This window comes from Nocardioides sp., assembly GCF_031397825.1.
Lineage (GTDB): Bacteria > Actinomycetota > Actinomycetes > Propionibacteriales > Nocardioidaceae > Nocardioides.
Window position 1 is genome coordinate 1 of the sequence record NZ_JANNML010000041.1, and the last position, 15,294, is coordinate 15,294.

Genomic DNA, 15,294 nt, shown 5'->3' on the forward strand with positions numbered 1-15,294 from the left:
ACGCTCCACCGCCTCGGCATCCAGGCCTTCGAGCCCCAGCTGATCGAGGGCAAGGCCATCCAGATCCACCCGCTCGTCTGCACGGCGTTCAACGCCGACTTCGACGGTGACCAGATGGCGGTGCACCTGCCGCTGTCGGCCGAGGCCCAGGCCGAGGCGCGGATCCTGATGCTCTCGACCAACAACATCCTCAAGCCGTCGGACGGCCGTCCGGTGACCATGCCTACCCAGGACATGATCATCGGCCTGTTCTTCCTGACGACCGACCGTGAGGACGAGCCAGGAGCCGGCCGCGCCTTCTCGTCGCCGGCCGAGGCGATCATGGCCTACGACAAGGGCGAGATCTCGGTCCAGAGCAAGGTCAAGATCCGCTTCAACGACATCGTGCCGCCGCTCGAGCTCGAGCTCGGTCCCGACTGGGAGGAGGGTCAGTCCCTGACCCTCGAGACCACGCTGGGCCGCGCCCTGTTCAACGACACCCTGCCGGCCGACTACCCCTTCGTGAACTACGAGGTGGGCAAGAAGGCCCTGGGTGCGATCGTCAACGACCTGGCCGAGCGCTACACCAAGGTCGAGGTGGCTGCCTCGCTCGACGCGCTCAAGGACACCGGCTTCGCCTGGGCGACCCGCTCGGGTGTGACGGTCTCGATCGACGACGTCACGACGCCGGCCAACAAGATCCAGATCCTCTCGCGCTTCGAGGAGCAGGCCGCCAAGGTCCAGAAGCAGTTCGAGCGCGGCCTGGTGACCGACGACGAGCGTCGCCAGGAGCTCATCGAGATCTGGACGGAGGCCTCCAAGGAGGTCGGGGACGCGATGGAGGCGACCTTCGAGCGCTCCAACCCGATCTACATGATGGTCGACTCCGGAGCATCCGGAAACATGAACCAGATCCGTCAGGTCGGCGCCATGCGAGGCCTGGTGGCCAACCCGAAGGGCGAGATCATCCCTCGCCCGATCAAGGCCAACTTCCGTGAGGGCCTGTCGGTGCTCGAGTACTTCATCTCGACCCACGGTGCCCGCAAGGGTCTGGCCGACACCGCGCTGCGCACCGCTGACTCGGGCTACCTGACCCGTCGTCTGGTGGACGTGTCGCAGGACGTCATCATCCGTGAGGACGACTGCGGCACCGAGCGTGGCCTGCCCAAGGTCATCGGCGTCAAGGGCGAGGACGGTGTCGTGCGCAAGGACGACAACGCCGAGACCGCCGCCTACGCCCGCTCGGCGTCCAGCGAGGTCACCCACCCCGAGACCGGCGACGTGCTGGTCGAGGCGGGCGGCGACCTCGGTGACGTCAAGATCGGTGAGCTCGTGGCTGCCGGTGTCGAGGTCGTCAAGGTCCGGTCCGTGCTGACCTGTGACGCCAAGACCGGCACCTGCGCCAAGTGCTACGGCCGTTCGCTGGCCACCGGCAAGCTCGTCGACATCGGTGAGGCGGTCGGCATCATCGCCGCCCAGTCCATCGGTGAGCCCGGCACGCAGCTGACCATGCGCACCTTCCACACCGGTGGTGTGGCCTCGGCCGACGACATCACGCAGGGTCTGCCCCGCGTGGTCGAGCTCTTCGAGGCCCGCTCGCCCAAGGGCCGGACCCCGATCTCGGAGTCCGCCGGTCGCGTGGAGATCGAGGACACCGACAAGTCCCGCAAGGTGCTGGTCACCCCGGACGACGGCTCCGAGGTCCAGGAGATCCCGGTGTCGAAGCGTTCGCGCCTCAACGTCGAGGACGGCCAGCACATCGAGGTCGGGCACCACCTGACGTCCGGTACGCCGGACCCGCAGGACGTGCTGCGCATCCTCGGCGTGCGCAAGGCGCAGGAGCACCTCGTGGACGAGGTCCAGGCTGTCTACCGCAGCCAGGGCGTGTCGATCCACGACAAGCACATCGAGATCATCGTGCGCCAGATGCTGCGTCGCGTCACGGTCATCGAGTCGGGCGAGACGAACCTGCTCCCCTCCGACCTGGTCGACCGCACGCGCTTCGAGGAGGAGAACCGTCGGGTCGTCTCCGAGGGCGGCAAGCCGGCCTCGGGTCGTCCGGTGCTCATGGGCATCACGAAGGCCTCGCTCGCGACCGAGTCGTGGCTCTCCGCGGCCTCCTTCCAGGAGACCACCCGCGTCCTCACCGACGCGGCGATCCACGGACGCTCCGACTCGTTGCGTGGCCTGAAGGAGAACGTGATCATCGGCAAGCTGATCCCGGCCGGCACCGGTCTGGAGCGGTACCGCAACATCCGGGTGGAGCCCACCGAGGAAGCCCGCGCTGCGGCCTACTCCGTCACGGGCTACGACTCCTACGACTACGAGTTCGGCAACGCCGGCTCCGGTCAGGCTGTTGCGCTTGACGACTTCGACTTCGGTTCCTACCAGAACTGAGTGCTAGTCCGACAAGGCCCGCCCACGCTCGCGTGGGCGGGCCTTGGTGCGTCCAGATCCAGTCGCGGACGTGGGGGAGCCTCCCGGTGGCCTGCAACATCGCGCCGGCTCGGCGTACGGCCTGCAACATCGCGCCGGCTCGGCGTACGGCCTGCAACATCGCGCCGGCTCGGCGTACGGCCTGCAACATCGCGCCGGCTCGGCGTCCCGCTTGAGGTCCTTCACCGCCTGGGTGGGAGAATCGGGGGGTGAGCAGCGCACCTTCCCAGACCGACGTCCTCGTCGTCGGCGCCGGCCCCGCCGGATCAGCCGCAGCCGCCTGGGCGGCTCGTGGTGGGGCCGACGTCGTGCTGACCGATGCGGCGGTCTTCCCCCGGGACAAGACGTGCGGTGACGGGCTCACGCCTCGTGCCACGGGCGAGCTGATGAAGCTCGGGCTGGAGGACTGGCTGCGGGCCCACACGGTCAACCAGGGCCTGCGCGCCCACGGGTTCGGCCAGACCCTGCTGCTGCCCTGGCCGGGTGGCACCCTGCCCTCCTGGGGCAGTGCGGTGCCCCGCATGGAGCTCGACGACCACCTGCGCACGACGGCCATCAAGGCGGGCGCGACGGCGCTCGACGGGGTGCGTGCCGTCGACGTACGACGTGAGGGTGACCGGGTGGCCGCCGTCGTCTTCGAGCGGGGCGGGCGCGACGGTGAGCGCTTCGAGATCGCCTGTCGTCGGCTCGTGGTCGCTGACGGCGTCCGCTCGCCGCTGGGCAAGGTGCTGGGTCGCGAATGGCACCGCGACACCGTCTACGGCGTCGCAGGTCGCGCCTACATGGACTCCACCCGGGCCGACGACCCGTGGATCAGCTCCCACCTCGAGCTGCGCGGCGAGGACGGCGAGATCCTCTCCGGCTACGGCTGGCTCTTCCCGCTCGGCGACGGACAGGTCAACGTCGGCGTCGGCACGCTGGCCACCGCCAAGCGGCCTGCCAACATCGCGATCAAGCCCCTGATGTCCTTCTACGCCGACGAGCGCCGCGAGGAGTTCGGGCTGACCGGCGAGCTGCGGATGCCGACGTCGGCGCTGCTGCCGATGGGTGGGGCCGTCTCCGGGGTCGCCGGCCGCAACTGGGCCCTCATCGGCGACGCCGCCGGATGCGTCAACCCGCTCAACGGCGAAGGCATCGACTACGGCCTCGAGACGGGCCGCTTCGTCGCGCAGATGATGACCGAGACCGACGACCTCTCCGAGGCGTGGCCGGCGATGCTGCGCGAGCACTACGGCGAGTCCTTCTCGGTCGCCCGCCGCCTGGCCGGCTTCGTCACCGTTCCCCGGCTGCTGCCGACGCTCGGACCGGCCGGGATGCGCTCGGACTGGCTGATGACCCTGGCGCTGCGCTGGATGGGCAACCTGGTGACCGACGAGGACCGCGACCGCTCGGCCCGGGTCTGGCGCTGGGCCGGGCGCCGCTCCCTGGCGCTCGACCACCGCCCTCCGTTCACGTGAGCGGCGGGCGCGAGCCGTGGTACGGCGCCACGATCGTGCTCGGCAAGGTCGTCCTGCGCTCGCTGCAGGTCACCACGCGCTGGGAAGGTGAGGAGCACGTCCCGGCCACGGGTCCGGTGGTGCTCGCGGCCACGCACGTGTCCTTCCCGGACTTCGTGTTCATCGGTCGCTCCCTGCTCGACAGCGGCCGCCGGGTGCGCTTCATGTGCCGCCACGAGATCTGGGACGCCCCGGTCGCCGGCCGGGCGATGGAGCGAATGGGGCACATCCCCGTCGACCGGCAGGCCCCGGCGGCGGCGTACCTCCAGGCGCGGCGGCTGCTGGGCCAGGGGGAGGCGGTGTGCGTCTTCCCCGAGGGTGGGATCTCGGCGGCCTACACGACGCGCGCCCTGATGCCCGGGGCGGTCGCGCTGGCGCGGGAGAGCGGCGCGCCGCTCGTGCCGGTCTGGCTGTGGGGCAGCCACCGGCTGTGGCCTCAGAAGCGGTCCCTCGAGGACCCGCTGCCGCGGCCCGACCTGACCCGCGGCCGCCTGGTCGACGTGCGGTTCGGCGCACCCGTGCACGTGGCTCCGGACGCGGACCTCGTGGAGTCGACCCGTGACCTCGGCCGCCGGCTGCACGAGGGGCTCGAGACGCTCCAGCGCCTGCCCGAGCACCGGCCGCGACCGGGGGAGCGGGCACCGTGGTACCCCGCGCACCTGGGCGGTCACGCCGTGGAGCGGCAGGTGTCGTTCCTGCTGGACGGGATGCCCCGATCGGCCGTGCAGCCGACCTGGGGGCCGGGCCTCGAGGACCGGGAGCCGTAGATTGGCGCCCATGCGGGAGCAGGTGCAGCGGGTCGCCGCCTATGCGGTCATCCTGCGGGACGGGGAGATCCTGCTCAGCCGGTTGGCGCCGCGCCTGGCCCGCGAGGAGCTGTGGACGCTGCCCGGTGGCGGGCTGGACCACGGGGAGGACCCGCGCGACGCGGTCGTGCGCGAGGTGCGCGAGGAGACCGGCCTCGCGGTGACCATCGGGCCGACGGCGCAGACCTTCTCCTTCCACCAGCCCGACGCCTGGCGCAAGGGACGTCGCGCGGACGCCCACAGCCTGCGCATCGTCTACGACGGGTGGGTGCCGGTCGACGCGCCCGAGCCGCGCGTCGTCGAGGTCGACGGCTCGACCGTCGACGCGGCCTGGCACCCGGTCGCCGACGTCCTGGCCGGCACGATCCCGGTGGTGGGGCTGGTCAAGGAGGCGCTGGCGGCCCATGGGCCGGCCCGGCTCCAGCGCACGGCGGCCTACGCCCTGCTGGTGCGTGACGACGCAGTGCTGCTGACCCGGGTGTCCCCGCGCGGCTTCCACACCGGGCTGTGGGCGCTGCCCGGAGGCGGGATCGACCAGGGTGAGGCGCCCCGTGACGCGGTGCTGCGCGAGGTGCGTGAGGAGACAGGTCTGACCTGTGTGGTCACCGACGTGCTCGCCGTCGACGACGAGCGGGTCCGTGGTACCGCTCCCTCCGGGCGTGACGAGGACTTCCACGCGATCGGGATCGTCTTCCGTGCCGCCCTGTCCGACGGCGCGGACCCGCTCGACCTCAGCGTCGAGGACGGCGGCACCACCGATGCCGCGGCGTGGGTGCCGCTCGCCGACGTCGGGTCGGGCGCCGTGCCGGTCGTGCCGCTGGTGCGCGCCGCCCTTGCGGCGTGGGAGGGCGGTCAGCGCGCGTAGTGCGCCGCCGCCACCTCGCACAGGTTGAGCCGTGGGTCGGGGTTGTTGACGACGTCATAGCTCGACACGAGCAGCCACCGCTCGGCCTGACCCACCCGCAGGCGCAGGCGCAGCGTCCCGTTGCGTGGCATCGGCACGGGGCCGAGCGTCGCGGGGACGGTCTCGCCGTAGGTGTAGGTGCGCGTGGTGACGTGGTCCTCCACCCATCCCTCGCCGGTCACCCGCTCGACGTAGAGGTCGGCGTCGGCGGCGCCCGGGCTGATGCTCAGCGTCTGCGCGGCTCCGGTGGGGTCCACCTCGTCGCGGCACTCCAGGCTCAGGTCGCCGAAGCCGGGGATCGGTGTGGTCTGACGGTCGTGACCCACGGCGTCCGCGGAGCCGCGCCAGGTGATGCCCGCACGGGTGTCGAGCTGGGTCGTGACGACGGCGTCGATCCGGCACGAGCGGTAGTCGGCCGGGTGGCGGAAGCCGTTCCAGAACCAGGAGAGCTCGAAGGTGGTCACCGGCTTGGGTGCGAACGCGGTGCCCGGCTGGTTGCGTCCCGGACGCTGGCTGATGATCCCGTTGATGGTGCCCGACGAGTAGTTCTCGATCGGGGTGCGCTGGTTGAGGCCCTCGGCCGCGTAGTAGCCCGTGCCACCCGTGCCGTCGTCGAGGGCGTGCGCCCAGCGGTAGATCCGGGGGGTCTTCACCGCCACCACGTTGTGCTCGTTCTTCACCTCGAACTTCTGCAGCCACATCTGCGTCTCGAGACCGCGGTCCTCGGTGTGCAGCCGGATCAACGTCGCGTTGCCCTTGCAGATGAGCGCGAGCTCGCCGATGCCCGGGACCACGGCGTTCCTGGAGTAGACCTTGCGCCGGGTCGAGGGGTCCCACGACACCGTCACGTGCTGCACCAGGCTGCGGGCGGTCGAGGAGCCGCGGACCTGCGAGACGGCCGGGGCCTGGCGCTCGGCTGCCGCCCCGGCAGCGACCGACGCCGGCAGGAGCAACCCGGTGGACCCCAGCAGGACCAGGGCGAGCAGGGCCGGCAGCGACCGGCATCGGGATCCGCGCACGACGCTAGAACGGCGCGACGGCGAGCTCGCACAGGTTGAGCCGCGCGTTGCCGTTGTTGGTCACGTAGTAGGAGGACACGATGAAGCGCCGCTCGATCCCGCCGACGCGGAAGAAGAGGCGCACGATGCCGTTGCGAGGCATCGGGATCGGCCCGACCTTGCCGGTCTCGGGGTCGAATCCCTTCGAGAAGGGGTCGATGTGGTCATCCACGTCACCCTCGCCGGTCACGGTCTCGGCGTAGACGTCCGCGTTGTCGACGTCCGGCACCAGGCTGATCGACTGGATGCCGCCGGCGCCGTCGTCGTTGGTGCCGCAGCGCACGTTGAGCTGGCCGATCGAGGGCAGCCGTGAGCTCTGGAGCACGGTGTCGACCGCGTCGGCCTCCCCGTGCCAGTTGACGCCCAGGCGGGTCGGGAAGGTCGTCTTGAAGACCGCGTCGAACTGGCAGAAACGGTACTCCGGCGGGTGGTGGAAGCCGTTCCAGTACCAGTTCAGGCTGAACGACGTGACGGGCGGCATCGGTGCACCTGCGGCGGCCTGGTGGCGACCCGGGCGCTGGCTGATGATGCCGTCGACGTAGCCCGACGAGTAGTTCTCGATGGGGGAGACCTGGTTGAGGCCCTCGTGGGCGAAGGCGCCGGTGCCGCCGGTGCCGTCGTCGAAGGCGTGCGCGTAGCGGTAGATGCGCACGGTCTTGGTCGCCACCACGTTGCGCCGGTTCTTGACCTCGTGCTTGGCCAACCACATCTGGGTCTCGGCTGAGCGGTCGTTGGCGAAGATCCGGATCATGGTGGTGTTGGGCCTGCAGACCAGCGTGACCTCACCGATGCCCGGGATGGTCGCCGACTTCGTCTGGACCGGGTCCTTCCACCCACCGTCCCACTTCAGCGTGACCTTCTGCACCCGTCGTACGGCGGTGCTGGTCGCGCGCGCCTGCAGACGCGGGGCCGGGCCGCCCGCGACGGTCCCGAGGCGTGACGTCTGCTCGACCCGGGCCGCCCCACGGTCGGCATCGGCCCGCACCGCCGTGGTCCCGACCGTCACCAGGGCGGCCGTCAGGACGGCCACCACCAGGGTGGCGGAGCGGGACGCGATGCTCATCGAGCCGGCTTCTCCTCAGGCTGCTGCTGCGGCGCCTGGGTCGTGACCTCTTCGTCGGGGCTGACCAGGATCACCGGGGTCTCGCCCCGCAACCAGCTGTTCTGGAGGGTGATGATGTTGGCCGGCAGGCCGACCAGCCGGGCGTCGGCCGCGAGCTTCTCGGACTGGTTGACGTAGAACGTGAGGAACTCGTTGACCTCGCGGCGCTGGAGCGACCGGGTGGTGGTCGTGATCAGCAGCTGACGGGCGAGCGGGTACTCACCGCTGACGATCGTGCGCTGGCTGGGGAAGATGCAGTTGCGCTCCCCGTCGGGCAACGTGATCTCGAAGGGCCTCAGCTGGTCCTCGTAGAGCTCGTAGTAGCTGAACCGGAAGAACGCCACGTTGCCGCGGGTGCCGTCGATGACGCGCTTGGCGTCACGGGCCAGGCCGAAGAGCTCGAGCGCGGCGGCCCGTCGCTCGGCGACCCGGTTCTTGGCGGCGCGGGCGGCGTCGCGTGCGACGAAGGCGTCGGAGAGGCGCTGCTGGTCGCGCGCCCTGTCCTCGGGCGACCGCTTGTCGCGGATCCCCTTCTCCACCTCGGCCTTGGCGGCCCTGACCTCGGAGGCCGCGTCGCGCAGCACCTGCCAGGAGACCTCGAGCTGGCTGTTGAGCTCGGTGCGCTTGCGCGCGCGCTCGGGGTAGCGGTCGGCGAGCGCGTGCTCGCGGGTGTCGCCGACGACCCAGATGCGGGCGCCGTTGTCGGAGTCGAAGGCCTGGTAGTCCGACCGGAGGTTGGTCAGGCTGGGCTCCGGGGCGTCCAGCACGTAGCGCCCGAAGAAGCCGAAGGCGTTGTTGTCGGGCGTCGGGCCGCCGGTCTCGAGGCGTACGTCGTCCAGCGCGAGCTGGGACCAGCTGGTCACCGGCGAGCCGGCCCGGAACATGTCCTGGACCTGGGCGGTGGTCAGGCAGTCGCCACCCACGTCCGTCTCGGACTTGATCGCGAGCACGACCGCGTCCGCCGCGACCTGGAACTGCACGACGTCGAGGCCGACGGCACGGCACGCGTCCCACTCCGCGCGGCTGATCGGGCGCGAGGAGTCGACCAGGTCGATCTCACCGGCGCACAACCGCTGGAAGGCACGGTCCTCGCCGGTCTCGGCGTAGGTGACGTCGGTGGTGCTGCCGTTGAACTCGTAGCGTCGGGCCGCCTCGGCGGTCAGTGAGCCGCTGGACCCCTCGATGTCCACGACACCGCCGGGACGGCTCGGCAGCTCGGCGTTGCGCTTGTTGATGAGCTCCTGCTCGTCGGTGTTCTGCCGGTAGCGCGCCGCTTCCTGCTGGGCGACGGTGTCCGACGCCTCGGGGGTCTGGTCCGAGCAGGCGCTCAGGACCAGCACGGCCGTCACGAGGAGGGCGACGAGGGCGTGCGGTCGACGGCTGCTGCGCATCACTGGACTCCCTGGCTGGTGGTGCTGCCGGTCGGGCTGGTGACGAGACCGTTCTCGTCGACGACGTCCTCCGGGGGGTACTCGTAGCGCTTGCCGAGCTGGACGACCTCGAAGTCGTCGAGGTGCAGGCCCTGGAGCTCGTTGCCGTTGAGGTAGGTCGCGGTGACGTCCCGCTGGGCGTAGAGGGTCGGGACGGCGGCGCGGTCGACGACGATGGCTCCGTAGGTGCGCAGGGCCGCGACGATGGCGTCGGCGTAGCGACGCTGCTGGGCGGTCATCTTGATCGGCTTCTTGGTCAACGGGTCCACGGGGCGGGGCGGGATGACGTCAGCCTTGAGACGGATCCGGGCACCCTCGGGGATCGAGCGCTCGTTGCCGTTGCCGTCGGTCGAGGAAGCGGGCTGGACGAACCAGTTGGCGGCGGGGCCGGGCAGGCTGATCGCCAGTGCGTGGTCGATCAGTCCGGCCTCGAGCTCGTCGGGGCTGATCAGCCCGGCGAACAGGGGCAGGCCGGAGCCGCGGGCGCTGACGACCTGCGGGGCGCCGTAGCCGGTCCCGTTGAGGTCCCACTCGCGCATGAAGTGGTAGGAGATGCTGCCGTCGGACTCGCGGCGCGCACGCCACAGGTCGTAGGCCACCGAGCTGGTGGTGTCGAAGATCGTGAACCAGCCGTCGTAGCGCGGGTCGGGGTCCACGTCGGCAGGGATGTTGAGCACCACGGTGTCATCACCGTCGCCGCACTTGACCTGGCGGCACACCACGTCGGTGGGCTCGCCGCCGGCCACCACGGCCGTGGTCCACGCCTCGGTGTTGATGTAGACGCCCTCGGTGATCTCCCGGTCGCAGAGCCGCAGGTCGTTGCCCGCGTCGGCCTCCTCGCAGACGCCGACGCGGATCTTGGCGAGCCGGATCATCTCGTCGGAGGCGGCATCGAGCTCGCGGTCGTCGATGCGGTTGTTCCACGGGGACTTCTCGCTGAAGAACCGTTGCTCGGTGACGATCGTGCCACCGTCGCCGGTCACCGGGTCGATCGTGACCTGGGGGCCTGCGGCGTCGATCTCGGCCGTCGAGCGGCCGGAGGGCTCGTCGTCGCCGCCGCACCCGGCGAGGGCGAGCGTGCCCACCACGGCCAGCGCGACGAGGGCGTGGTGTCGCCGACGGCGACCGCGGACCTGGCTGTTCATGACGGCGAGGGGAGGTCGTGGGCCTCGGATGCTTCGGAGACCTCGGCGACGGATGTCTCGATCGACTCGGCGAACCGGGAGAGGGAGGTGTTGATCTCGCTGAGGAGCCGGCCCTCCGCGGCCGATCCGGCAGCACCACCGGTGCGCATGCGGGCCGCCGTGAGGATCGCGTGCGCCTCGCGCCGGGCGTGCAGGCGGATCAGCTCGGCGTCGAGCTCGGCCTGGGCCGTCACCAGCTCGCAGCGGCGGGCCGTCTCGAGCTCGACGGCCTCGAGGTGACGCACGTGCGCCTCACCGGCGCGCTGCATGCGGTCGATGACGGTCGCGGCGATCTCCTCGACCGAGATGGCCAGGTGCGGCAGCTCCTCGGCGAGCGAGTCGGCCGCCGGCGGCGCCGGCAGGGGTACGTCGACGGGGACGGCGAGCAGCTCCGGCTCCGGCTCCGGCAGGGGCTCGACCTCCGCGATGGGCTCGGGCAGGGGCTCGGCCTCGGCAACGGGTTCGGGCTCCACGACGGGCTCGGGCTCGGGCTCCACGACGGGCTCGGGCTCGGGCTCCACGACGAGCAGGGGCTCCACCTCGACGACGGTCTCGGCGATCGGCTCGGGCGCCACGGGTGCCAGTGGCGCCGTGGCTGCACCGCCCTCCTCGACGAGGTCGGTGACGAAGGGAGCGGTGAAGTCGACGCGGCCGATGCGTTCGTCCTTGGTGCTGGTGGCCAGGATGTCGTTCAGGGACGGCGCCGGGGTGACGGTCTGGCCCGGATGGGTGGTGGTCATCGGTCTGCCCCCTCCACGGGAGTGGTGGTGATGCCCTGTCCAGGGATGGACAGGGCGGCGGGGTCCTCGTCGCCGAGCGAGTCGGCACCGCGTCGGAAGCCGGAGGGCACGCTGACCAGGACGTAGCGGTCGGTGCGGTAGGCCTCGGTGAGGAAGGCGTTGCTGCCGTCGACGGCATCCTCGTAGAGGTTGCTGAGCAGGTCCTCCGAGGAGCCGGTGGAGAGCAGCATGTAGTCCACGTGTGCCGCAGGGTCCTTGGCCGCGCTCAGCCACGGGCCGTCGGACTTGTCCACGCGGTCGAAGAACAGCGCCGGGTCGCCGGTGAGCAGGATGACCGCCGACGTCTGCGCGTTGTCGGTCAGGATGGAGCTGTTGAGGCTGACGTTGTCCTTGATCCAGGTCGCCATGGCCTGCTCGGACACGTAGCCGACGGTGGAGCCGTCCGGTGTGGTGGCGCCCTCCTGCGACTGGCGGGTCGAGACGGCGGCGGCGAAGGTGGACTCCAGGCCCTGGTACTTGTAGGTCTTCATCGCCTGGAAGGTCCACGGGATGCTGATGATCAGCCCCGCCACCAGCAGGGCGCTGACCAGCGTGGCGCCGTCGCCCGCGGAGCGGGCCAGCCAGATCGCGCCGATCATCGAGAACAGCAGGATCGGCAGCGCGTTGCGCATGACCATGGGCGAGTCGGTGAGCTTGAGTGCCACCGAGACGGCCGGGACGATGATCGAGAGGAACAAGATCACGGCCAGCCACAGCGCGAGGCTGTTGCGGCGCGCGATGCCCGCGAACACGAGCGCGGGCAGCACGACGATGGCGATCGGTGCGCCGTAGAGGACCAGTCGTCCGGTGTACTCCAGCAGCTCGACGGCCGAGAAGCTCTCCAGTCCGCCCGAGGAGGCCGAGTCGCTGCTGGCGGTGATCCAGTTGAAGGGCTTGAGGACCAGGATCAGGTTGAAGACCGACCACAGGGCGATGACGTAGACCGTCGGGGCGGCGAACCCCACGGTGGTGCCCTCGATCTCGGTGCCGTCGGCGCCGAGCCGGGCCAGGATGGCCCCGACCATGACGGCGCTCACGACGAACCACAGCAGGCTGCTGTAGCCCGAGAGCGCGGCGACCGCGAAGGCCAGGCCCGCGATCATGACGAAGCGGATGTCGGCGGTGACGTACCACGCGAAGAGCGCACCGAGCGCGGCCACCACGAAGGCCAGCCACATGAAGTGGCGTGCCCCGCTGGCGGCGTACAGGGCGATGAGCGGGTTGAGCCCGAAGGCGACCAGGACGATGACCCGCAGCGGGGCGAGGACCTGCGCCCGGCGCATCATCGTGTTGAAGATGACCATCGTGAAGGCGGCGAAGACGGAGGAGGCCAGGGGCACCGCGATCAGCGAGCTGGCCAGGGCGGGGACGATCGTCAGCGGCGAGATCAGCAGGATCGTCAGCGGCGGGTAGTCGAAGCCGACGGAGGAGAGCTTGGGCGGGTCGTTGTGCCAGATCATCAGGGCTCGGTTGAAGCGGTCGAGGGTCTCGAAGCCCACGACGTGCATGTCCACCACGAGCCAGTAGCCGAACCAGGTGTAGGCGACCAGGAACAGGCCGAACACCAGTGCGCTCTCCCACCAGCGGCGCTCGATGTCGTCGGGGCGCCGTCCGACGGACTGCACGACCCCGGCCAGCCGCTCGCGCGTCGTGACCACGTGCACCGTGGCGACGTCGGGCTCCGGCTGGTCCAGCTGGGCGGTCATGACGACCCCTCGTCCAGGCCGTGCTCGGTCTTCTCCCAGTAGAAGGGGTTGGTGAAGAGCTGGATGAAGCCCTTCCAGGCAGCCCAGCTCATCAGGCCCCAGTAGAGCGGGGAGAGCAGCGCGGTGCGCGTGATGCCGAACTCCCCGCGTTGGAGGCTGCCGGCGACGTTGAGGTAGACGAAGATGAAGTTGCCGATGAAGAGCATCGCACTGGCGACGTAGAAGACGATGCCCGGGAAGAGCTGCTCGATGAAGCCCCACTGGGTGAGGACGTAGAGCGTGGTCAGGCCCCAGAAGATGGGGTTCATCAGCAGGACGAAGGCGGAGCCCATGGTGAGGTTGAAGCTCATGAAGCCGCGCAGACCGGTCTGCGAGAGCAGGGTGAACGGGTTGCGCATGTGGACCAACCAGGTCTGGTAGTAGCCCTTGTTCCAGCGCGAGCGCTGCCGGATCCAGTTGCCGACGTTGGAGTTGGCCTCCTCCAGCGTGGTGGAGTCGATCATCGCCGTGCGGTAGCCCTCGCGGTGCAGCCGGATGCCGAGGTCGGCGTCCTCGGTGACGTTGAAGGGGTCCCAGGCGCCGAGCTCGCGCAGCGTGGAGGTGATGAAGTGGTTGGACGTGCCTCCCAGCGGGATCGGCGACTCCGAGGCGCCCATGGCGGGCAGCACCAGCTCGAAGTGCATCGAGTACTCGTTGGCGAACCATGCGGTCAGCAGGTTCTGGTCCTGGTTGAAGTGGTTGAGCTTGGCCTGGATGCACACGACGTTGGCCGGCACGTGGTCGAAGGCGAGCAGAGCCTTCTTGAGCTGGTCCGGGTCAGGGCGGTCCTCGGCGTCGAAGATCACGCAGTGCGTCCCTGTGGAGAGCTGCAATCCGTAGTTGCAGGCCTTGGGCTTGGTCTTGGGCAGGCTGTCGGGCACGACGACGAGGTGGAAGTGCGGTGGCAGCTCCAGGGAGATGATCTTGTCGATCGTCTCGTCGTCGTCCTCCTCGCAGAGCAGCTTGACGTCGAGACGCGTGCGCGGGTAGTCCAGCGCGTTGATGTCACGCACCAGGCGCGACACGATCCCGGCCTCCTTGTAGAGAGGGACGAGGATCGTGTAGACGGGCAGGTGCCGCTCGTCGAGGGAGGCGATCTCGGCGTCCGTGACGTCGGTCTCCAGGTGCGTGCCGAGGGCGCGCAGGGTGAGGCGGAACTTGTAGACCGACACGATCAGGTAGATGAAGCTGCAGAAGCCGACGATGCCGATCAGTGTGTTGACCGGCCAGATGACCCCGCACAGCACGAGCGCGACGATCGTCATGACGAGCACGGCCTTCTGGGTGCCCGTGACGACGACGTGGGCCGACGACTCGGGACGGCTCTCCATCAGCCCACGCGTCGAGATCTCGGCGTAGTGGGCGCTGTGGACCCGCTGGATCAGCTGGTCGAGCTCGGTGCGGTTGGCCAGCAGCTGGCGGAACGACGACCCCAGGGCGCGTTCGACCTCGGTGGCGTCGTCGTCGAGCAGGGGGCGCGCCACCGCGAGCAGGACGATGTCGTCGGTCTCCGCGACAGGGATCGCCTGGAGTCGCAGCGCGAGAGGCTCGGGCAGGCGGCGGGCCACCTCGAGGTCCGGCTCGAAGTCGCCCAGGCCGACGCGCTGCATCTGGTGCAGCTCCGACAGGGCGGCGACGAGGACGTCCTCGCTGATCGACTCGTGGGACACGAGGATGTCGCCGAGCGGGTCGCCCGTGCGTGCGTACTCCAGCATGGCGCGCTGCAGCTGCTCGGAGCTGACCAGGCCGCTGCGGGTGAGCATCTGGGCCATCTGCATCCGCGCGCGACGGGCGTCGGGTGTCTCGACCTCCGACTCGACGGGAGGGTAGGCCACGTCGATCGCTGCCACGATCTCGTTGACGGTGTGGCGGACCAGCTGCACCGGTCGGTCCAGGCGCTCCGCGACCACCTGCTCGGTGATGGCGTCGTCGGCGTCGGCGGCAGCGACCAGCACGGTGCCGTCCTCCACGCCGTAGGGCAGGACCCGGAAGGTGCGACAGATCCCCTCGGGGATCAGGTGGCGCACGTCGGCGTCGACGCCGTCCCCGATGCGGGTCGCGGTGCGGACCGTCGTGCGGGTGGTGGTGCGGGTCTCAGACTGGGTCGTCTGAGGGGTCGTCACTGGGTGCCCGCCCCGAAGCCGGAGGCGGCCTGACCGGAGCCGGCGGGGCTGCCCGGCCCGGACGAGGTGGTGCGGTTCTCGCGGGGGCGCATCACCGTGTAGGCGACGAAGGCCAGCAGCAGCGCCAGCAACGGTGCGATGAGGAAGGCCAGGAACACGGCGGCGAAGACGACCAGCGTCAGGAGGACGCCGACGGTGGCGGCTCCGACCGATTTCCCGGCTGGTCGTGACGCGGACGTCTGGACTGTCATA

Annotated in this window: 12 protein-coding genes; 4 read left to right on the forward strand and 8 right to left on the reverse strand. The window is 70.3% G+C overall.

The genetic code is table 11. The features are described from left to right. The 4 genes from rpoC to RMN98_RS03035 form a co-directional block, all read left to right on the forward strand. A partial coding sequence (gene rpoC / locus RMN98_RS03020; RefSeq protein WP_309647324.1) for a DNA-directed RNA polymerase subunit beta' occupies window positions 1-2,376 on the forward strand: 2,376 nt, incomplete at its 5' end. A gap of 248 nt (window positions 2,377-2,624) precedes the next feature. Then, a complete protein-coding gene (locus RMN98_RS03025; protein ID WP_309647325.1) occupies window positions 2,625-3,872 on the forward strand; it encodes a geranylgeranyl reductase family protein in 1,248 nt (415 codons plus the stop codon). Beyond that, window positions 3,869-4,678, forward strand: coding sequence for a lysophospholipid acyltransferase family protein (locus RMN98_RS03030; protein WP_309647326.1), 810 nt, complete (start codon window positions 3,869-3,871; stop codon window positions 4,676-4,678). Before RMN98_RS03025 ends, RMN98_RS03030 begins: the two co-directional genes overlap by 4 nt. Window positions 4,679-4,688: 10 nt before the next feature. Further along, a complete protein-coding gene (locus tag RMN98_RS03035) occupies window positions 4,689-5,582 on the forward strand; it encodes an NUDIX domain-containing protein (protein ID WP_309647327.1) in 894 nt (297 codons plus the stop codon). Here RMN98_RS03035 and RMN98_RS03040 read toward each other — a convergent pair. The 8 genes from RMN98_RS03040 to RMN98_RS03075 are packed head-to-tail and all read right to left on the reverse strand — an operon-like array spanning window position 5,570 to window position 15,293. After that, window positions 5,570-6,640 (reverse strand): hypothetical protein, encoded by a 1,071-nt coding sequence (locus RMN98_RS03040; RefSeq protein ID WP_309647328.1) that lies wholly within the window; start codon window positions 6,638-6,640, stop codon window positions 5,570-5,572. The genes RMN98_RS03035 and RMN98_RS03040 overlap by 13 nt on opposite strands. Window positions 6,641-6,644: 4 nt before the next feature. After that, complete coding sequence (locus RMN98_RS03045) at window positions 6,645-7,742, reverse strand: hypothetical protein (RefSeq protein ID WP_309647329.1); 1,098 nt, start codon at window positions 7,740-7,742, stop codon at window positions 6,645-6,647. After that, the gene (locus RMN98_RS03050) at window positions 7,739-9,172 is read right to left on the reverse strand and encodes a substrate-binding domain-containing protein (RefSeq protein WP_309647330.1); all 1,434 of its coding nucleotides are present in this window, start codon (window positions 9,170-9,172) and stop codon (window positions 7,739-7,741) included. Before RMN98_RS03050 ends, RMN98_RS03045 begins: the two co-directional genes overlap by 4 nt. Further along, window positions 9,172-10,356 carry a hypothetical protein gene (locus tag RMN98_RS03055; RefSeq protein WP_309647331.1) on the reverse strand — a complete coding sequence of 395 codons (1,185 nt, stop codon included), beginning with the start codon at window positions 10,354-10,356 and terminating at the stop codon, window positions 9,172-9,174. Before RMN98_RS03055 ends, RMN98_RS03050 begins: the two co-directional genes overlap by 1 nt. Further along, entirely contained in the window at window positions 10,353-11,135 is a 783-nt protein-coding gene (locus RMN98_RS03060) for a hypothetical protein (protein ID WP_309647332.1), read from the reverse strand. Before RMN98_RS03060 ends, RMN98_RS03055 begins: the two co-directional genes overlap by 4 nt. Beyond that, window positions 11,132-12,880, reverse strand: coding sequence for a hypothetical protein (locus tag RMN98_RS03065; RefSeq protein WP_309647333.1), 1,749 nt, complete (start codon window positions 12,878-12,880; stop codon window positions 11,132-11,134). The genes RMN98_RS03060 and RMN98_RS03065 overlap by 4 nt, the downstream gene beginning before the upstream one ends. Next, on the reverse strand, window positions 12,877-15,042 hold the full coding sequence (locus RMN98_RS03070; protein ID WP_309647334.1) for a glycosyltransferase: 2,166 nt from the start codon (window positions 15,040-15,042) through the stop codon (window positions 12,877-12,879). Before RMN98_RS03070 ends, RMN98_RS03065 begins: the two co-directional genes overlap by 4 nt. Beyond that, window positions 15,039-15,293, reverse strand: coding sequence for a hypothetical protein (locus RMN98_RS03075; protein ID WP_309647335.1), 255 nt, complete (start codon window positions 15,291-15,293; stop codon window positions 15,039-15,041). Before RMN98_RS03075 ends, RMN98_RS03070 begins: the two co-directional genes overlap by 4 nt. Window position 15,294: the final 1 nt, after the last annotated feature.